This is a genomic window from Mesobacillus sp., assembly GCF_057785455.1.
Genome location: NZ_JBYNSB010000042.1, coordinates 81,562 through 100,949, shown reverse-complemented (window position 1 = coordinate 100,949; position 19,388 = coordinate 81,562). Strand labels below are relative to the sequence as shown.

Below are 19,388 nucleotides of genomic sequence, written 5' to 3'. Positions count from 1 at the left end.
TATTTAGAACAAGACTTTATCATTCATTTCTTATAGCTTACCCAATAACCAATCATTAACTGCAATTAATCGCTGTATTATAGAAAAAGCAAAAATTTCGTATTGCTAAATATTTTCATAATCTTTAAAATAAAATACACAACTTAAACTGCTTAGGAGAAATTATGAACCGTAAAATATTTTTATATGTAAAAGCTTTTTCTGATTTAGGAACCTTCATGGATTTAATTGCAATCAATGTATTAATGTACGTAGCTACTGGAAGTGCTGCCTGGCTTGCAGCAACAATGGCATTGAGGACATTGGGCGGTGTATTGTCCAGTTTAATTTCCGGAGTGCTTGCTGACAGATTTGATCGGCGGAAAATCATGATCTGGACAGATCTTTTCCGCGCTGTGATCATACTCATTCTTATTCCATTTCCTAATCCTGTGATGATCTTGATTGTTTGCTTCCTTATTGGGTTAACGAGCAGTTTTTTTGCTGTAAGCTATAGTTCGGAAATCCCGCAAATTTTCGGCCAGGATAAAGTGCTTGAAACCAATGCTTTGATATCCAGATTGACCTCGATCAGTCTTGTTCTTGGTTTTATCGGGGCTGGCGTTATCACTGATTCCCTGGGCTATCAAATTACATTACTGATTGACGCTGCCTCCTATATTTTATCAGCAGTTGTTCTTGTGAAGATGAATTGGCAGACTTCGATAACAACCAAAAAGCAGGATATTTCAAAAGGAATGATAAAACATGTAATTAGCTTTGGAAGAGACATAAAAGAGGTCTACTCTTATATAATGACTGCTCCCTTCTTATTAATGGTGAATATCGTTTTCCTTGTCGGGGCGTTTGCTGGGGCTTCTCATAACTTAGGAATACCTTTGCTCGCTGAAGAGATAAATTCCTCTAAGCAAAGCTTTTATTATGGATTAATATGGGGTGTTTGGGGCATTGGTTCAGTGTTGGCCACTTTATTCCTTGCAAGATTGAAGAGCGTTAGTGAAAATCGTTTGAATTCCATCTTTTTCTGCTCGGCAATCCTTATGTCAACTGGCTTTATCACTTTCTTATCAAATACAAGCTTATCAATTATCTTAATTTTTGCTTTCCTGACTGGCATATTTGATGCCTGCTTTACAACCTTGCACGCTACCATCCTACAAAAAACAGATAATCATATCAGGGGCAGGATCTTTGGTGTTGGCATGCTGTTGAAATCGCTGGGATTCGCACTTGGATTCGTGGTTGCTCCTATTTTGTTAGAAGCGTTATCACTGCCTAAAATGGTCTGGATTTTTCATGGCACACTGATTAGCACAAGCCTTCTTGTCATGATCTATTTGACTTTTAATCGAAATAAGGCCGCAAACATAAATCAGAGTGTATAAAAAACAGTCCCAGCAACTGCTGCTGGGACTGTTTTTGCTAGAAATACTACTGACCTTCTTTGCTGCTTCCCATGAAAACCTGGATGAAGTCCTCAATAAAAGCAGGTATGTCGGCCTCCATACCAATCCAATCCAATGTTTCTTCCGGTTCAGGTTCCGGCTTTGGGCGGAAGTCGGCAATACTCTTCCCTCTTGCTCCCCCGAAAAGCTCTATCCTTACCCGCCTCGGCAAATATTTAACCAATTCTGGATTCACCAGCGCACTTAGCGTTAAAACATCATGCAGCGGTGCTCCAGGTATACCCGGAACATTCTTTTTATAGGCCTCAAAATAATAGTCATATACCGGTTTTATCAAGTCCTTATATGGTGAAGTGCTGTTTTGGGCAAGATAGTCTATTACATTCGGAGGGATAATCGCTTTATTGGTAATATTCAAGGGATGAAGAAAGACATTCCTCGCCTTTTCCAGCACTTGATTTGCAGCGATCGGATCTGCATAGAAATTTGCCTCGGCCTCGGCTGTGACATTGCCTGGTACAAGGAAAGCACCGCCCATAATATAGACAGCATTAACAGTTTGGAAAGCCTCCCGCCCATATAAAATGAAGGGGATTGCGAGGTCAGTCTGCCTGCCTACGCCAACAAGTACTAGATTATTAGGATATTGTTTTACAATCTCAAGGATTTTATTGATTTCGTAAACCTCTACGTCCCCTACTCCTTCAGGCGGCCGTATTGGCCCAAGCCCTTCTGGTCCATGTATTTCCGGATAAAAGGTTGCCAGCTCCCCAGATAATGGACCTGTTGATCCCGCAATGATTGGAATATCTTCTCTGCCTCCAAGCTGCAATAAATAAGCTGTATTGCTTATTGCCTGTTTTTTTGTGATATTACCATACCCGGTCACTACACCTACAACATTAAGTTGCGGATGCAAAAGTGCATACATCAATGCCAGTGAGTCATCTACACCCGAATCAGTAAACAACAGAATATTATACATAGCTGCTCCTCCACGTTTGCCCTATCTTAATAATATGAATCCACGGGTAGGATTCATTCTCCTTTGGAACTGGAACACCGTATTTAATTATTAGTACCAATAAGGTAAACAATTACCTTTGTTAGAGCAAACATAGAAAATCCAATTGCAAAATAACCAGTAAAAAAGGCAACAGCCTTAAATGGCGGTTACCTTTTTTAGTCAATTGATTCCTGCTCCACAAGCTAAGCTGAATGTTCAAACAGGATTTTGTCCTCCCTTTTTCGCCAGGTAAATAAAAATGTTTGTTACCCATTTAGAAATAAGAGCTACAGCCAGGTATCCTATAAAAAGCCTGTAGTAGTTTGTGTTGGTAATATGGAATAATCCAATCGCTGTCATGATCGGTTTAAATACAAAAGCAAAAATGGCACTCAAAATAGTGGTGTAAAGATAATAGTTTTTCTTTTTCCTAAGGGTCCACTGATATACAAGCATAAAAGCAACTGGTACAAGTGATGTATCAAGCGTAAAGCTAGAAGGCAAAATCGGGAAAACTTTGTATGGATAATAATACTTTGCCAGGCTGGCTCCATAAAGATCGGTATAAGTAAAAAAGACATGCACATTATATCCATAAAACCCAAGCAGAAATGCTTGCCTCTTGTTGATCACCAGATACAGAAGAATCAATGGCAGAATCAACAGCAATAACATGACCCAAAATTCCCAGGTTCCGGGACCTGAGTACTGGAACCAGTATTCCTTCCAGGTGCTGGTTTGTTCAAGCTGGATCTTTTCTAATTTTTGCAGGAATTCTCTTTGGTTGTCACTCATTTCTCTCACCAGTTCATAAAAGATTATTTTCTATAAAATCTAGTGTTAGCTAATCCAACAACATTTATCCATAGTGAATCGGTTCCCTTTAACCTACTGTGATTAGAGAACTTTTAAATTCACCTACAAAAATCGCATTCTTTTTAAAACCCTGCAGCATAATCAACCAGCATCTAATTCTTCCTGCACTCGTTCTCAATTGAGAAGCTATGCCATAATAACTGTTTTTCATTTCATATCTTGTCACTCGAGAAGCAAAATCGTACAATCCAATTCGTGTGATTTATTTGAGAGGAGCCAAAATGAATTGAAGCTTAATGAAAATGAGAAATTAAGTATCTATAATGGAATCACGTCGACCATTTCCACTAATACAGTGAACGGATATATACCCTTATTTGCGATTAGTGTTTTAGGGGCCACAAATGAACAAATAGGCTTAATCACCTCTTTGCCATCAATCATTGGGATGCTGGCATTGATACCCGGGGCCATCTGGCTGAACAGAGTCGGAAGCAAAAAAAATTTTGCTGTTATTTCCACTCTAATGACAAGGCTTTTGTTCAGCATGATCCTGTTCGTCCCATTCCTTGACAGCACAAACGCTGCCTGGGCACTGGTCGCTTTGATTGCTATACTGAATTTTCCCGGTGCATTGTCTGGCCTTTCCTGGCAATCCATGATTGGCGATTTGGTTCCTGAGAAACGCAGAGGTAATTTCTTCAGTTCCCGGAATCGCAATAATACGATTGCAGCAATGGCTGTCACTTTTGCCACCGGTCTCTTTTTGCAGCACTTCGATAAAGAAAATGCATTTCCGTATCAAATTTTATTCCTTGCTGGCCTTGTATTTGCGATTTTTGAAGTTTACTTTCTTTTCAAACATAAAGAACCTCGTAACGTATTAGAAAAAAAAATAACTGAAAAAAGAAATGGCAAATTATCATTGAATGTCTACAAGCATAAACCTTATCTTGCTTTTGTCATTGCTGCATTGTTGTTCGCTTTCTCCTCACAGATGGCCTGGTCACTCTTCAGCATCTATCAAATTAAGGAAGCAGAAGCTACTGCACTATGGCTAAGTTTGTTTTCAGTCACAAATCAGCTTGCGCAAATCGTCAGCATTAAATGGTGGGCGAATGCTGCCGACAAGCGAGGTAATAGCTTTGTATTGTTTGTAGCTGCTGCTGGAATGGCCACAGCTCCTGCTTTGACAGTCCTTTCTGATAGTCTGGTATATTTAACATTGATTAATCTATGGATTGGACTGTTTGTTTCAGGCACAAACCTGTTATTATTCAATCAGCTCCTAAAGGCATCTCCGGAAACCGATCGTACGAATTATATTGCAAATTATAATTTCATGCTTTCAATTGTTGGATTTCTTGCCCCGCAGAGCGGAGTCTTCCTTCTCAACGGTATAGGCATGAATGCTGCGATGAATGTCATATCGATTTTGCGGTTTGGGGCCGCCTGTTCGTTCTTGATCGTCGCATTGAAGCTGGACAGAAAAATGGTGGTAAAATCAGCTTAACAGCAATTCATTAACAATTTTTACAAATAGCGACGCAAGTTATTTGTAACTTATAATGTAGTAAAACGATAAGGAGAAACAAGTTGAAAACATCCATCCCGTGCCCAGGATGCAGCAAACCGATCACCTTAGAAGACTTTGAGGACTTTTCTTCTCCATTTACTATGAAGTGTCCTCACTGCAAGGCTAAGCTGAAAGAAACAAAAGCAACTCCATCCTTGCTAGCCGCCCTTGTTGTCATGATTCCATTGTTCATTTATCTAGCTGAAAAAGCACAGTCATTCCTTGCTGTCTATTTCCCTGTAGTGGAGAAGATTCCAACTTCAATTGTATTTATTGGCGTCCTTTATCCTGTCTATGCTATATATGAGCGAATGAACGGGCTGATCATGTTTAATAAAGGGAATCTTCAGCTGAAAAATAAACAAACAAAAACAGGATGATGCCTGTTTTTGTTTGTTCTTATTGCTTCTGGCAAAAAATCGTTTGCCTTCCTTCCTCCATGCATTCTTCATAAAAAAGAATACGCCAGCCGCTGAATTCCTTTAATAACTCATTAGAGAGGAGTTTATACTTATCTGAGATTGTCTGTCTGCTGCCAGTTCCAGTCTGATAAAATGTTTCGATAAATATGTATCCATTGGTTTTTACCAATTCTTTAACAATCGGAAAAATCGATCTGTCCAAGTAATACGTTATGATCGCCAAATCATAGCTTCCTGCTTGAAAACTGATATTCGAGGTGTCAGTCAGGTCCGCAGTACAGGCCCTGATGTCCAGCTGCAGTCTTTTTGACTGCTCCAAAATGAATTTGATTGCAACATCAGATAGATCTACAGCAGTGACCTTATATCCAATACCCGCCAGAAAAAAGCTGTTGCTCCCCAAGCCGCAAGCGATGTCAATCGCCGCCCCGCCACCATCCATTAACGGAGCAAATTTCTTAAGTCTCTTATTTGCTTCTTTTTCCTGGGCTTCGCCGATTTTTTCAAGGTATTTCCTATTCCATTTTTCTTGTTGGTCCAAGTAGCTTCACTCTCCCAAAAAACTCAAACTCTATATGTATGAATATATTATAATCCTGCATGCAACAAAATGTGCGGTTTGTCCATCATATTCCTTTCTGGACACAATAATCTTCAATGATTTTCTCAATTTGGTCCAATTCAGGGAACTCTCCCGAGAAAGAAAATTTTATTTCCTCCTTAAATTCACCTTTATGATATACATGTATAGCTCCGTCCTGGCTAATGACACTATATTCAGGTTCAAACATATACCCATTCCGTTCCACTGCACCCATTTGCCCTTTCCTCCCTTTCCTAATTTCTATCCGCTATATATTTCCCCTATATTATGGATTGCCATTCCTAAATATGGGGGGAATGCTGTCATCACTTTTACTGATCAAAATTATGGGTAAATTAATTATGATATGGTTGGAAGGGGGCAGTTTATGAAAGTCTTAGTAGTAGGTGCAAATGGACAGATTGGCAGGCATGTTGTAAAACTATTGAAGGATAGCAAAGAACATTCGGCCAGAGCAATGCTTAGGAATCCCGCGCAAGCTGAGGATTTTAGCAAGCAGGGTGTTGAGACCGTTATCGCCAGCTTAGAAGGATCTGTAGAGGAAATTAAAACAGCTGCAACAGGCTGTGATGCAATCGTCTTCACTGCCGGATCTGGCGGACAGACTGGGTATGACAAAACCTTGCTTATTGACCTTGATGGCGCTGTTAAGACCATAGAAGCTGCCGAACAGGCTGGTGTTAACAGATTCATTATGGTCAGTGCACTTCAGGCGAATAATCGGGAAAATTGGTCTGAAGCGATCAAACCCTATTATGTTGCAAAGCACTATGCTGATAAGGCTCTCTTGCAGAGCGGCTTAACGTATACCATCATCCGGCCCGGAGGTTTGGTGAATGATCCGGGAACTGGAAAAATTTCTGCTGGCGAGAGCCTGGGGAGAGGAACAATACCAAGACAGGATGTAGCAGCTGTCATTCTTGCCTGTCTTACAGAAACAAACACAAATAAAAAAGCATTTGACTTAATTTCGGGTAATGAATCGATTGAGGCCGCATTAAAATCTATAAATTAATCGAAAAAGAGTTTACCTTATCACTGAGGTAAACTCTTTTATATGCTATTTGCTACTCCTTCAGCATTCCAAGTTGAATGTCTGGTATCTGAATATCATATTTCATAAAAATCCTAGCTATTTGGTGTCTTAATTTGCTTTCGATTTGTTCTTTTATCTCAAAGTTCAGGACAGGTATCTCGATTAAAAATTGCATTGCTTTGCTTTGAAAATCAACAAAACGTATATCCGGGGCAGGGAAATCAAGAATTCCGGGAGATGACTCCTTGATTTCCTCTACTGCTTTCTCAAGAAGTGACTGTACATGTACAGTGTCTGCCCCGTAAGCAACATTCACCTTTACCTGTGCCATCATCTCCGCGCTTGTCCGATTTTTAATGATCTGCTCAATAAAATACTGATTTGGAACAATCAGCGTCCCTTCTTTAGCAGTCCGAATGACAGTTGATCGCAGACGAATTTTCTCAACACGGCCAATTTTATTATCGATCTGGATAACTTCTCCAACTTCAATTGGGCGCTCGAATAAAATAATGATGCCAGAAACAAAGTTCCCGGCAACATTCCTCATACCAAAACCTATTCCAATCCCAAGTACGCCAAATATCGCACCTAAGGCGGTAAGATCGAGTCCGACACTTGTCAGACTGAATGCAAGAGCAGCAAACATAACCGAATAGTAAATGAATTGATTGAAGGTGTAGCCAATTCCTTTATTGACACCATAGTGATCATAGACTGATACCAAAATATATTTAGTGAATAATTTCACGATTCTGTGTGCCAGCGATACAATCAAAAAGGCAGTGATAATCAGGAAGGCAGTTACATCAACACCATCTTGAGTATAAAGGGGGTAAAAAAGCCATTTTGATTTTGCAAAAGTAAATAAAAACAAAAGAATGATGCCGTAGAATGAAAGCCAATCAGATAAAGAGTCTATTATTGGCAGGATTTTTTTATTGATCTTTGAATTCTTGTCATGAGTTCTTTTCGAGTATATTTTAATCAGCCAGTTTACTGTCATTATCAGCAATAAAATAAGTGCAAACCTGATAATTTGCTCATTTGAAACATCCTTTATCAACGAATCAACCATCTGTACCACCTGTTTTTTGAGTTATATCCTTCTATTCCTGTAATCCTGTTAGACTAAACTCAAAAAGACAATAAGCTGCCTCCTTAATAGACTAAGTAAGACAGCTTATCGGTTACCAGTATTAAAGTCATATCTACTGGTGAAATACTGGCCATTACTGGTGAAATAACAGAGGTTACTGGTGAAATAACAGAATCTACTGGTGAAAAAACAAACCTTACTGGTGAAATAACCGAATCTACTGGTGAAAAAACAAACCTTACTGGTGAAATAACACAATCTACTGGTGATAAACTAAAATAGCCCTTAAAATCATCATAAATCCGGTGCTGCATGCCTAGGCACATCCCTAAGATTGGACCTTCATAAATTATTGTTTCAGAACAAGGGCTTTAACGCATTTGTTTTTTCAATAAACATAAATGCATCATAACGGCTTGAGATCCTTGAAGGAACATAATTCCCTAGATGCTCCATTTCCGGGTCATATACAACCCCAATTGCCCGGTGCCCAATCACATTATCATACACAGATTTATTTTCATGATTGAATATCAAATATTGATCATAGGCACCTGCCTGATGAAGAAGATCCTCCCAGGATCCGGATTGTGCCTTGGGTACCTCCATAGCTTCCACTTTTCCGCCCCACTCGCCAGAAGCAATGACAGTCCCCTGATAGGTTCCAAAACCAAGCGCAAACACTTTCTTCCCATATTTTTCTCTTAAAAGCTGGCCGACATTGATCATTCCTTCTTCAGCCATATCTGTTGCCCTTGCGTCGCCAATATGGGTATTATGCTCCCAGATGACAGCTTTTGCACCTTCGCCATGTGCTCCGATAATTTTTTCGAGAGCAGCCACCATATGGGTATCACGGATATTCCAATCTTCTGCACCACCCTTGGCCATCGCCCGGTAATAACGTTCAGCATCAAGCATTACTAGACTGTTTACCTCTACGTTTAAATCGCCTTCATGCTCCTGAGGGAAATTTCGGCGCTTTTTCTGGAGGTCGACCAAAACCTTAATTACCTCTTCAGTGCAGTCCTCTCCATAATATGCAGCTGAGATTGCATAGTTTTCACCACGACGGTCAAATGGTTCAAAGCAGGCAAACGCCTTCCTGGCTGATTCCACTTCACCAGGAGAAATCCTCTCAAGCTGGCGGATAATCTCTTCCATTGACTCCCACAGGCTATATACATCCAAGCCATAAAATCCTGCCTTCTTTTCTGAACCTGCGTTATATCTTTTCAGCCACTTTACCAGCTCTAGTATTTCTTCATTTGCCCACATCCAGGACGGCCATCGGTCAAATGCTCTTAAGGCGGCTTCAGCTCCCATGTCTATATAGCCTTTAACAAATTGATTGACGGTAAAACAAGAAGGCCAGTCTCCTTCAACTGCAAGGAAAGAGAAGCCGTGCTGCCCGATCAGTCTTTTGGTGATCTCTGCTCTGATACTGTAGAATTCAGAAGTCCCATGGCTAGCTTCTCCCAATAAAACAAAATCAGCTTTTGAGGCTTCATCAATCAATGTATCCAGGTCGCTATAATCATTAAACCGTATAGCATCTTTTTTGATTGAACTGATTAACTTTTCGTTATGTTTCAATTCCATCCCTCCCGAATGTAATATTTCACTTAGTTTACCCAAAAATGAAGTCAATAAGGCGGCAGGGATGATCTTAAAAATAGAGTTAAATGAACATGAATAAATAAGTTTTGTTATGATCCTGCAAATCAGAGGGTACTAAAAAAGCCCACTCTTTAAGAATGGGCTTCCGAAAAAATTCATTTATCCTAAATCAACATTATGGTAGACCTGCTGAACATCCTCAAGGTCCTCTAGAGCATCGATCAGCCTTTCAAATTGTGCCTGTGCCTCTTCATCAAGTGTGATGTCGTTTTGAGCAAGCATTGTCAGTTCAGCAACTGTAAAATCACTTATACCGGCATCTTTGAATGCGGCTTGAATCGCATGGAACTGGTCAGGTTCTCCGTACACGATGACAGACTCATCTTCTTCCATGATATCTCGAACGTCTACATCAGCTTCCATCAGGATTTCTAGTGCCTCTTCAGCATTTTTGCCCTCGAATCCGATTACTGCTGTAGCATCGAACATATAAGATACTGATCCGCTGACTCCCATGTTGCCGCCGTTTTTCCCGAAGGCTGCGCGTACATTGGATGCAGTGCGGTTTACATTGTTAGTAAGGGCATCAACAATGATCATTGATCCGCTAGGACCAAAACCTTCATAACGAAGCTCATCGTAGTTTTCGTCACCGCCGCCTTTTGCTTTTTCGATGGCGCGGTCGATAATCACTCTTGGCACATTGTATGTTTTCGCACGTTCCAGTACGAATTTCAATGCCTGGTTTGATTCAGGGTTCGGATCACCCTGCTTAGCCGCTACATAAATCTCAAGCGCAAACTTTGAATAAACCCGGCTGGTATTTGCATCTTTGGATGCTTTCTTCTCCTTGATGTTATTCCATTTACGACCCATTTATCCCACTCTCTTTCAGCTTATAAATCAGATTTCCGCAGCGGTAAATAGCAACCTTAATGCTAATAGACTATGACTGCAGCATTTCACAAATAATATTATACCTTATTTGTGTATTTTGTTAATAGTGAAGTCTATTAGAATGTTGAAAAGGGATATTATGAACTTTTTAACATTTCAGCGGCTATGAGATTGTAAGAATTGATCCTGTCAGCGGAAGAATGTGTTATCGTCACAATCATGATTTCATCTGTTTGATATTCGCTTTGCATTTCCAGAAGGGAGTCCCTTACTTGAATTGGATCCCCAATGACCATCTTCCTTTTCATATTCTCGAAGGTTTCCTTTTCTGCATCCGTTAATTTATATGCTTTTGCATCTTCAATGGATGGCACACCAGCAGATCCATCCCCTTTGCCCCTCTGGATGGCCCATATTAGCTGGCTAAGTGCAATTTCTTCAGCCTGCCCAGCAGTTTCAGCACAGATAGCTGTAATTGTCAAAATTGTATAAGGCTGCTGTTTATGCCTTAACTCGAAAGCTTTATGGTAGCTTTCAAGTATTTCTTTGGCATCTTGGTCACTCATGAATAAACCAAACGCATATCCCATACCGTACTCTGCTGCAAGCAATGCACTTTTCCTGCTCGTGCCAAGGAGCCAGGGTGTTGGAGGGAGATTAGGCAGCGGTGCTGCTGTTATTTTGGACCATTCACTTCCTTCTGGGTGATCATTATAAAGGAAACCAAGTAAATCCTTTAACGTTTCAGGCATTTTCCATACATTCTGCAAAAAGTTATCTGATAAGGCATTGGTGACTTCCGCTGACCCTCCTGGAGCCCTGCCGATTCCTATATCAATGCGTCCCGGAAATAATGTAGCAAGCAAATTATATACTTCTGCTACTTTATAAGGTTTGTAATGCGGCAGCAGGACTGCACCAGAACCTATCCTGATCTTGCTTGTATGCGAGCCAATGTAGCCGAGCATCACTTCTGGAGCTGGACAAGCCAGACCTGGCATATCGTGATGCTCTGCAATCCAATAACGGGTATATCCCATATTTTCAGCGGCCATTGCCAATTCCAGTGATTGCTGCAAAGCTTCGCCAGCCGTCTGATTGGCAGAAATCGGTGCCTGGTCTAAAATGCTAAGTTTCATTGTTATTCCTTCTTTTCCTTTAAGACTAATCTATAATCGCCTACATTGCCGCTCTTATAAAGGTTGGTAACTGAAGTGGAATACTCAGCAATGATTCCGTAAAATTTTACCTTTTCATTTGGAATCTTCACTTCAAACTCCCCTTTGTATAACAGAGTAGCAATCTCATGATAATCATCACTAGAAACCTTAAAGTTCATTGTAAGCTGATGAAGGTGATCCATCAACTTGAGTTCATACTGGCTAACTTGAAAAACTTTATCATTAAGGGTAATCACTTCCGCCATATTGCTCTCCTTTTTTAGAATGGGATTGGATCTAATTTTACCATTCCTTTTTCTTCCATTCAAAAATCTGTTCTTAGAAAAACCTGCCCAGTTGAAGGCAGGCTATACTCATTTTATTTTTGACAGGAATCCCTGCATGGCAGCAATTAATTCAAGCGGCTGTTCATACATACTCATATGTCCGGAATCTTTTATAACCGCTTGCTCTATATTAGAATTGCTTACGGAGAAAGTTTTCTCCGGCGGGATTATCTGGTCATCTTCACCAGCAATCAACAATACAGGCAGCTTTGTTTGCTCAAGGACATAATTTCGATCTGGCCTGTCCCTCATCGCAAGTAGAGCGCTCACAATTCCTTTAATGGATGTGGATACTCCAATCTCTGCTGCGTTTATAATGTCCTCAGCATGTATTTCGGAATTTGCGGGAGAGAAGAGCTTTTTGGAGAGTCCCTCCATTAAACCATCAGGGCCTTCTTCACTGACCTTCTTCGCATTCGTTTCCCTGGCCGACATTGCTTCAGAAGTATCGGGATTAGCAGTCGAATGAACAAGGGAAAAACCGTTTAGTTTTTGTGGATATAGCTCTGCGAATGCTAGAGTGATATACCCTCCAAGTGAATGACCGAACATGGTTACTTTTTCAAGACCTAAGGTATCAATTAAGTTATTAACTAAACCGGCCATATCTTCTATCGAGTAATGATCACCACCCATGGTCGACTCACCATGCCCAGGAAGGTCAATTGCAATGACGCGATTTTTCTCAGCTAAGCGGGAAATCACTTTATCCCAGTATTGCTTGCTTCCTGCAAAGCCATGAATGAGTATAATCGGGTTACCTTTCCCAATATCATAAAAGGACATTTTCATATTTCCAAGCTCTACAAATTGTGATCCCATTGGCACTTCTCCTATTCTTTTTTATTTCTACTGTATTCCCTTCTCCCTTCTAATTAATCTCTTTATTGCCATTAATCGATTATATAAAGGCTGATATTACCACATCTAAATGCCTGGTTTCTCTGTTACAATTTTGGAGTAAATAAATTGGGGGGAAATAATTATGCGAAAACAATTCCTGCTCCTTTTGAGCATCGTGCTCATTTTTGGTGTAGGTTTTATATCTGGCATGTTTTATTCTAAGGAAAATCAACGGAAGTCAAATGTCCTGCCAGGCAGTGTATCTGCTCCTCAGTCAGCCAAAAGCCCCGAACAAAAGACGCAGCCCGAGTTGAAGGATCAGCAATCCAAAGTCTTGATAGGCTATGTCCAGGACTATCGGAATCCCGCAAAAATAGACTATGAAAATTTCACTCATGTGATTTTTTCATTTGGCCACCCAACAGAGGATGGCAGCTTGCTGCTGAATGGAAATCAAGCATTGAGTAATTTGCGTGAAACGGTCAGATTAGCCAAACAACACGATACAAAGGTACTGTTGGCGATCGGCGGCTGGTTCCATATCAATGGCGGAGAATCGTACAAATATTTTAAAGCAGCCATAATCAGCCCAAGTTCACGAAAAAAACTAGTCAACGAGCTTGTTAGCATTGCAGAAAAAGAGAAGCTTGATGGAATTGATATTGACTTTGAACACCCGCGTTCAAATGAAGATGCCCGTTCACTGGCAGCCTTTGCAAAAGAACTGAGTGCCAGCCTGCATCCAGAGGGCAAGGAATTATCTATTGCTGTCAATGCAAAAGTGCATAGTGTTACAGGGACAGAGATTCATTCAGTAGTGTTTGAACCTTCGATGTTCAGGTACTTCGACCATGTCAATTTAATGGCATATGATGGCCAGTGGGATGGAGACTACAACGCAGCAAATTTGTCCCCCTACTCCTATTCAGCAAATATTATAGACTACTGGACTCGTTTATTTGACGAGCAGGGAATTGCAAGAGAGAAACTTGTATTGGGAGTTCCCCTATACGGCCAGCCGGAGGACCCTTCCATAAAACAAGTGTCCTACGATGCAATCGTCAAAAATAACCCAGCCAATGCCCAGTCGGATTCCGTGAAGATGAACAACACAACCTACCATTACAATGGCCATGGAACGCTGAGGAAAAAAACGGAGCTTGCAGTCGAAAAGCAGCTTGGTGGAATGATGCTTTGGGAGGCTGGATTGGATGCAGAAGGTAAAGCAAGTGCCGCATCTTTGATTGCCAGGACTATAGCCGTTCCAGAGGATACTAAATATTACTCACGTAAATAATTCAAGGAAGCCTGTCAGAGGCTTCCTTTTTATATGCATGCGGCCAAGGACACCTATCGATAACTGCTTGAATACATTAGCAGTAATGAATGTTAGGTGGTGAAACAGCATGAAATTACCGACTATATTGTGTGGTCCCATACTCAGGCGTGCAGAATCTGATTGTATATATATATGGATTGCCTTAAGCCGTAAACTTGAAATAGATGGTCAGCTTTTCAATGTTACTGGTACTGATAGCGATACTATCACATATACCCCTTTAAATGTACGCACAAAGACCACGACCATAAAAGCTGGGGAGCATTTGTATGTAAACCTTATCAAAATTACACCTGTGGAATATTCTTTCCCTTCTTCCGCACTAATTGGCTATAATCTGATTTTTAGAAAAGGCAGCCGTATGCGTGACTTGGGCAGTTACGGATTACTAGCCCAGGAATCTCCTGAATCGATTGTATATGATCAGATGAAATTCCCTACATTTTATATCAATGACGGCAGCGCCCCCACCAGGATTTTATATGGATCTTGCCGAAAGCCTCATGGGGAAGGAGCAGATGCTTTTACTGCTGCAGATTTGCTGTTAAATGGTACACATCATAATCTTTCTAACCGTCCAGGCAGTTTATTTTTAGTGGGAGACCAAATTTATGCTGATGATGTTGCCGATCCAATGATGGTGATTCTAAAGAGCATTGCTAGCGTTATAAAAGGCAGCACGGATCATGAACCTTCGTTAGCCCCCCTTCTGGAAGACGAAAAACTCGCAATCACCGCAGAAAAAATAAACGGCAGGAAGTTCATTGTCAAACATTTTGCAAAGTTCACCACCGGACATGGGGAAAACCATCTTATCCGCTTCAGTGAATATGCCGCAATGTATCTTCTTGTGTGGAGTCCCGAGTTGTGGAAATACGCACTCGATAACGAGCTGATGCTATCCTTCGGGGAAATCCAAGATCGAGGGATGCTTCATCTTATGTTCGAGAAAGATGAAAAAATAAAACAGCAGGAAATAATGAAGCTTGAAAAGAGATATGAAGAACAGATCACAAACCTCCGAGAGTTTATTCCTGCTGTCTCTGCTGCAAGGAGAGTGATGGCAAACACACCTACCTATATGATTTTTGACGACCATGACTTAACAGATGATTGGAATATTTCCCCTGATTGGTCAGCAGCGGTCAATCAATCACCGCTTGGAAGCCATATACTGACAAATGGACTGGCCGCATATTGGCTTTTCCAGGGCTTCGGAAATGACCCAGACAGCTTTAATGCCGAATTTATTAAAACAGCCAGCAAGTTCTTGCTGGCAGGAGATTTGAATTCAAAAGAATATCAGCATGGCATGCAGCTTTTATCCACTTTCAGTTCCTGGCATTTTATCGCACCGACGGTTCCTAAAACAGTCTTCCTGGATACAAGGACACAGCGGGAATTTGACAAAAGGCCCAAGCCAGTCAAGCTCCTTAACATGATGGAGGAAACAACAAGGACTCCTTTTTTAATGAGTGAAGACAGCTGGGAACAAATAACCGCGAAGCTGAACGAAAGCGGCTGGACAAAAAACTCTCCGGTCATGATCGTTTCTGCTTCACCCTTTTACGGCATGGGTTTAATAGAGTCATTCCTGCACAAGTATGTTTTTCCTTTTAAAATTTTAGGTATACCCGTCCAGACCTCTTTTGACTTTGATTCGTGGAAATATAATGGAAAAGGGTTCAACGATTTCCTCCGCCATGTAGGAAGCTGGGATCCGAGCTATTGTATCTTGCTTTCCGGAGATGTACATTTTTCATCTTCTGTTCATTCCGAGGTACAGGATGAAAACAGAGAAAAATTAAACTATTATCAATTCACTTGCAGCCCGATTAACAACGGAAGTTTTCAAGGGATATGGGGTGCACTTATGAAAGCTGTCCTTTGGCTAAACTCCTATAAGCGTAAGAAACGCACCCTTTACCGCAGCTGTGACAGAGATTATAATCTTAAGCTTCATAAATCTCCCCTCGATTCAGGTACTGATCATTTATGGAAAGAGGTCATACAATATAAGCCCTTCCAGGATGGAAGCATAATTGAAACTAAAAATGCTTTCGGATATTTATCAATAGCAGATCAAAAGCTGGAAAATACCCTCCTGATGACAGATGATACGTTATAACAGCCCAAAAATTTGAAAATGTATCCAAACAAAACAATTAAGAAAGGTACCCTTAATTTTTTTGACCTTATAGTGTTGATCCAGAATTCCAAAGCGTCAAAATCCTACTTTGACAAAGATAAATAAACCCAGGGGAGCTATTCCCCTGGGTTTATTTTAATCTATACTATGCCTGTATTTCCTCAAACTCTTTAATTTTCTCCAGCCTTTCCACTAGCACCATGCATTTTCGGTCACCAATTTCATAAATATACATTTTATGGCCATTTTCTTTGAGAAGCTTCTTGAACTGGATCTCGCCAATTAAGTCGTAGCCTTTAGCTAAGTCCGTAATTTTTTTTAAGATTTGTTCCCTGGTCGGTTCATTAGTAGATGCTATTTTTATAGGAATGGGGATACCATTTATTTTAAAGGTTACTAAAATGACGCTATCCAATTAAATCAACTCCTTCCACAACCAATTCGACATCTTTTCTGATTTTTCCTCTATTAACCCTGATGCTTCAGAGCAGAAAGCAAAATACTTTGTCCTTTAAAGCTCACAATATCGTTTTGTGACATTTCTATTGAAAAATAATCCTGTACAGCTTTTGAAGCGGATTTCATGTATGTAGTCAGCTCTGTTTTCTCCTGAGGTGATAAATCCATCATTTTGCACCATGCATCATAGGTGAATTTCTTTTCGAATGTATGGAGAGATTCGACATAGAACCCAGCTGTTTCAACCTTGGCAATCCATTCGGATTTTTTATAGGCTCTCAGGTGGCTGGGGTCTCTTTTCTTTTCAATATAATTATAAAACCTGTCATATTCATCATTCTCAGGTGCGACATTGTCTACCAGGATAAACAGCCCACCTGGTTTTAATACCCGGTAAACTTCCCCGATAAAACGGTCCACTGCCGGAAAATGATGGGCAGCAATACGGCATGTCACAACATCGAAGGAATCCTCAGGGAATGGATTACTTTCCGCATCTCCTTGCACCAAAACTACATTATGCTGGCCATTTGCTTTTAGGAATTTTTCTGCTTCATGCAGCATATCCTGCGTAAGATCAAGCGCGGTGACTTCCTCAAAATACGGAGCGAGCGCATTGGCAACATGCCCCCCGCCCGTAGCAACATCAAGCAAATTTCCTTTTGCACCATGCTGTTGGACGATTTCCACTAATTTAGCCAAGTCTTGTCCTTTAGCATGTGATTTAATGGTCACATACTGGTTGGCGTTCTTGCCAAATTGCTGCTGGACCAGATCTTTCTCTTTCATTCTCATTCCTCCCTCCGCCTGTTAAATCCATCATAACAAAAAAGGAAAAGTATGGCATTAAGAACAAAAAGCGCAAGCGCCTCGTTCAGCCTCGAAATGGGCTGGCCGACTAATATTGCCACGTCCTTTGGCAACGTCGGCACTAGAACATCGGGTCCGTCGGAGGGCCTGACAGTGAAGTCGCTTTTTGACTTCATTGGCAGGACCGAAATCGAAATGTATAGCCGACTGCCCAGAAACGCAGAAACTGGAGACTCCGGCAAAGAAGCGCTTTTTGCTTCTGCGGGCGGAGTTGAAATTTTCGGAGTTTCTAGGAGGCGAAACTAGACAATAAGAAAAGCGGAGGCGACTGCTTAACTCCGAAAAGCGCTGGAGGGCCTGCCAGTGAAGTCGCTCTTTGACTTCATTGGCAGGACCGAAGCGTCTCGAGGGGCTAGGCGCTGGAGCAGGATTAAGACACCCCATATAGTTATCCACATCTAAACATTTTATAATTTCCTATACAACAACAAAAACGGAGAGGTATTATCCCTCTCCGTTTCCTCTATTCTTCCTCACTCATCATTTCATCAAAGGCTGCTGATACCTTTTCAAATTCTTCATCTGATTCAATGGCAGCAAAATCTCCGTCAGCATCTACTTTGAGAAAGAAAATATCAATATCCTCGTCTGTTTCTTCCTGCAGGTCTTCAACGAAGCTAACAGCTGCGTAATCTGCTCCATCGATCGTGACAGTACCGATCACTTCAACTTCCTGTTCCGCATCATTTTCGTCACTAATAGTAAAAACTTCGCCTACTTCAATTTTATCCAAGTTGGATCCACTCCCTATGTATTAGTCTCATTTAGTACCTTATATCGATATTTTCCCAATTCGTTGACTTATATAACCTTAAAATTGATCAAGATGAAAAAAATGTATTGATTTCCTTTTTCTTTTCTTTAAAAACCTGCTGGCCTATCTCCTTCATCCCGGACATAAATGTCACATCATCAAACGGGATCTCCTCCGACAATTCCTTATTAACCCGAAAATAATGGCTGCCAAGCAGCAATCGGCAATGATAGGAAACCGATTCAGATGATAAATCCATTGCAAGGTCCAGAAGCTTTGGAGTCACCTTCATAGAAGGGAAGTGGAACGGGAGCCATTGCCTTATGCCCCAATACTTTTCATCGTCCATGGTAAAGTCGATGCGCTGCTGGCCTGTCCCAATGGAAAAAATCCGGATGTCCTCAAGGCTGGATTTAAAATGGTGCAATGCCTCTGTTACACAGACGAGTGAGGGATTGTTTGCCCATAAGCCTCCATCTATTGAGAGAAATTCGTTATTCACATTATTTGGCGGAAAATAAATCGGGGCCGAACAGGAGGATAAAACCGCATCCCATATCTTAACCGATAGCTCATTGCTTTTGGCAAAGCCAAAATTTGAGCGATGCACATAAGGTTTGCCATGGGTTATATCAACCGCTGGAATAAGCAGTGGTTTTTGGATATCCCCAAGTGCAATATCATGGAAAGCTCTTTTTAAAAGCCTTCTTAAATAACGGTCACTATAAACACTTTTGAATAACCCTACCTTCGCTTTTTTCATAAAAATTTTCTCACCATATGCCAGATAATTCTCCAACACTTTTCCCATAGGTATTCCCAGAACTGCGGATGCAGCGATAATGGATCCAGTACTTGTACCTGCAATCACATCGAATAATTCACCTACCGGCCTTTGATATTCCTCTTCAATCGCGTTTAAGATTGCGATTGGAAATACTCCGCGAATCCCGCCGCCATCAATGCATAAAATCTTCATATCTTT

General features: G+C 40.9%; 22 protein-coding genes. 7 read left to right on the top strand and 15 right to left on the bottom strand.

Annotated features, from left to right (window positions below):
- Positions 1-164: 164 nt before the first annotated feature.
- Positions 165-1,385: an MFS transporter gene (locus AC3EBE_RS17035; RefSeq protein WP_488596240.1), complete on the top strand. Its 1,221-nt coding sequence runs from the start codon at positions 165-167 to the stop codon at positions 1,383-1,385.
- A gap of 46 nt (positions 1,386-1,431) precedes the next feature.
- Here AC3EBE_RS17035 and AC3EBE_RS17030 read toward each other — a convergent pair whose 3' ends face one another.
- Both AC3EBE_RS17030 and AC3EBE_RS17025 read right to left on the bottom strand, forming a co-directional pair.
- Positions 1,432-2,391 (bottom strand): nucleoside hydrolase, encoded by a 960-nt coding sequence (locus AC3EBE_RS17030; RefSeq protein ID WP_488596239.1) that lies wholly within the window; start codon positions 2,389-2,391, stop codon positions 1,432-1,434.
- Between the two features lie 237 nt (positions 2,392-2,628).
- Complete coding sequence (locus AC3EBE_RS17025) at positions 2,629-3,207, bottom strand: CBO0543 family protein (RefSeq protein WP_488596238.1); 579 nt, start codon at positions 3,205-3,207, stop codon at positions 2,629-2,631.
- Positions 3,208-3,514: 307 nt separating this feature from the next.
- Between AC3EBE_RS17025 and AC3EBE_RS17020 the strand changes: the two genes are divergently transcribed.
- Both AC3EBE_RS17020 and AC3EBE_RS17015 read left to right on the top strand, forming a co-directional pair.
- The gene (locus AC3EBE_RS17020) at positions 3,515-4,741 is read left to right on the top strand and encodes an MFS transporter (protein WP_488596237.1); all 1,227 of its coding nucleotides are present in this window, start codon (positions 3,515-3,517) and stop codon (positions 4,739-4,741) included.
- An 83-nt stretch (positions 4,742-4,824) separates the two neighbouring features.
- Positions 4,825-5,184: a hypothetical protein gene (locus AC3EBE_RS17015; protein ID WP_488596236.1), complete on the top strand. Its 360-nt coding sequence runs from the start codon at positions 4,825-4,827 to the stop codon at positions 5,182-5,184.
- 19 nt (positions 5,185-5,203) lie between these two features.
- Here the strand turns inward: AC3EBE_RS17015 and AC3EBE_RS17010 are convergent, their stop codons facing one another.
- Positions 5,204-5,767 carry a class I SAM-dependent methyltransferase gene (locus tag AC3EBE_RS17010; protein ID WP_488596235.1) on the bottom strand — a complete coding sequence of 188 codons (564 nt, stop codon included), beginning with the start codon at positions 5,765-5,767 and terminating at the stop codon, positions 5,204-5,206.
- Between the two features lie 85 nt (positions 5,768-5,852).
- Positions 5,853-6,044, bottom strand: coding sequence for a YbxH family protein (locus AC3EBE_RS17005; RefSeq protein ID WP_488596234.1), 192 nt, complete (start codon positions 6,042-6,044; stop codon positions 5,853-5,855).
- 153 nt (positions 6,045-6,197) lie between these two features.
- Between AC3EBE_RS17005 and AC3EBE_RS17000 the strand changes: the two genes are divergently transcribed.
- Complete coding sequence (locus AC3EBE_RS17000; RefSeq protein ID WP_488596233.1) at positions 6,198-6,845, top strand: SDR family oxidoreductase; 648 nt, start codon at positions 6,198-6,200, stop codon at positions 6,843-6,845.
- Between the two features lie 52 nt (positions 6,846-6,897).
- Here AC3EBE_RS17000 and AC3EBE_RS16995 read toward each other — a convergent pair whose 3' ends face one another.
- The 7 genes from AC3EBE_RS16995 to AC3EBE_RS16965 form a co-directional block, all read right to left on the bottom strand.
- Positions 6,898-7,944, bottom strand: a complete 1,047-nt coding sequence (locus tag AC3EBE_RS16995) for a mechanosensitive ion channel family protein (RefSeq protein ID WP_488596232.1) — start codon at positions 7,942-7,944, stop codon at positions 6,898-6,900.
- Between the two features lie 83 nt (positions 7,945-8,027).
- Positions 8,028-8,279 (bottom strand): hypothetical protein, encoded by a 252-nt coding sequence (locus AC3EBE_RS16990; protein WP_488596231.1) that lies wholly within the window; start codon positions 8,277-8,279, stop codon positions 8,028-8,030.
- A 43-nt stretch (positions 8,280-8,322) separates the two neighbouring features.
- Entirely contained in the window at positions 8,323-9,567 is a 1,245-nt protein-coding gene (locus tag AC3EBE_RS16985) for an erythromycin esterase family protein (protein ID WP_488596230.1), read from the bottom strand.
- A 177-nt stretch (positions 9,568-9,744) separates the two neighbouring features.
- Positions 9,745-10,461, bottom strand: coding sequence for a YebC/PmpR family DNA-binding transcriptional regulator (locus AC3EBE_RS16980; RefSeq protein WP_488596229.1), 717 nt, complete (start codon positions 10,459-10,461; stop codon positions 9,745-9,747).
- A gap of 158 nt (positions 10,462-10,619) precedes the next feature.
- Positions 10,620-11,621 carry an LLM class flavin-dependent oxidoreductase gene (locus AC3EBE_RS16975; RefSeq protein ID WP_488596228.1) on the bottom strand — a complete coding sequence of 334 codons (1,002 nt, stop codon included), beginning with the start codon at positions 11,619-11,621 and terminating at the stop codon, positions 10,620-10,622.
- 2 nt (positions 11,622-11,623) lie between these two features.
- On the bottom strand, positions 11,624-11,908 hold the full coding sequence (locus tag AC3EBE_RS16970) for a DUF3219 family protein (protein ID WP_488596227.1): 285 nt from the start codon (positions 11,906-11,908) through the stop codon (positions 11,624-11,626).
- A 108-nt stretch (positions 11,909-12,016) separates the two neighbouring features.
- Entirely contained in the window at positions 12,017-12,811 is a 795-nt protein-coding gene (locus AC3EBE_RS16965) for an alpha/beta fold hydrolase (protein WP_488596226.1), read from the bottom strand.
- A 163-nt stretch (positions 12,812-12,974) separates the two neighbouring features.
- Here AC3EBE_RS16965 and AC3EBE_RS16960 point away from each other — a divergent pair, with 163 nt between their 5' ends.
- The gene (locus AC3EBE_RS16960; protein WP_488596225.1) at positions 12,975-14,129 is read left to right on the top strand and encodes a glycoside hydrolase family 18 protein; all 1,155 of its coding nucleotides are present in this window, start codon (positions 12,975-12,977) and stop codon (positions 14,127-14,129) included.
- 109 nt (positions 14,130-14,238) lie between these two features.
- Complete coding sequence (locus tag AC3EBE_RS16955) at positions 14,239-16,299, top strand: metallophosphoesterase family protein (protein WP_488596224.1); 2,061 nt, start codon at positions 14,239-14,241, stop codon at positions 16,297-16,299.
- Positions 16,300-16,465: 166 nt separating this feature from the next.
- Here AC3EBE_RS16955 and AC3EBE_RS16950 read toward each other — a convergent pair whose 3' ends face one another.
- Both AC3EBE_RS16950 and AC3EBE_RS16945 read right to left on the bottom strand, forming a co-directional pair.
- Positions 16,466-16,735 carry a hypothetical protein gene (locus tag AC3EBE_RS16950; RefSeq protein ID WP_488596223.1) on the bottom strand — a complete coding sequence of 90 codons (270 nt, stop codon included), beginning with the start codon at positions 16,733-16,735 and terminating at the stop codon, positions 16,466-16,468.
- Positions 16,736-16,788: 53 nt separating this feature from the next.
- Complete coding sequence (locus AC3EBE_RS16945) at positions 16,789-17,568, bottom strand: class I SAM-dependent methyltransferase (protein WP_488596222.1); 780 nt, start codon at positions 17,566-17,568, stop codon at positions 16,789-16,791.
- A 174-nt stretch (positions 17,569-17,742) separates the two neighbouring features.
- On the opposite strand from AC3EBE_RS16945, the gene AC3EBE_RS16940 reads away from it, so the two are divergent.
- Positions 17,743-17,895, top strand: a complete 153-nt coding sequence (locus tag AC3EBE_RS16940; RefSeq protein WP_488596221.1) for a hypothetical protein — start codon at positions 17,743-17,745, stop codon at positions 17,893-17,895.
- Positions 17,896-18,112: 217 nt separating this feature from the next.
- Here the strand turns inward: AC3EBE_RS16940 and AC3EBE_RS16935 are convergent, their stop codons facing one another.
- Both AC3EBE_RS16935 and AC3EBE_RS16930 read right to left on the bottom strand, forming a co-directional pair.
- Positions 18,113-18,382 carry a DUF1292 domain-containing protein gene (locus tag AC3EBE_RS16935; RefSeq protein ID WP_488596220.1) on the bottom strand — a complete coding sequence of 90 codons (270 nt, stop codon included), beginning with the start codon at positions 18,380-18,382 and terminating at the stop codon, positions 18,113-18,115.
- An 88-nt stretch (positions 18,383-18,470) separates the two neighbouring features.
- A complete protein-coding gene (locus AC3EBE_RS16930) occupies positions 18,471-19,382 on the bottom strand; it encodes a CBASS cGAMP-activated phospholipase (protein WP_488596219.1) in 912 nt (303 codons plus the stop codon).
- Positions 19,383-19,388 lie beyond the last annotated feature (6 nt).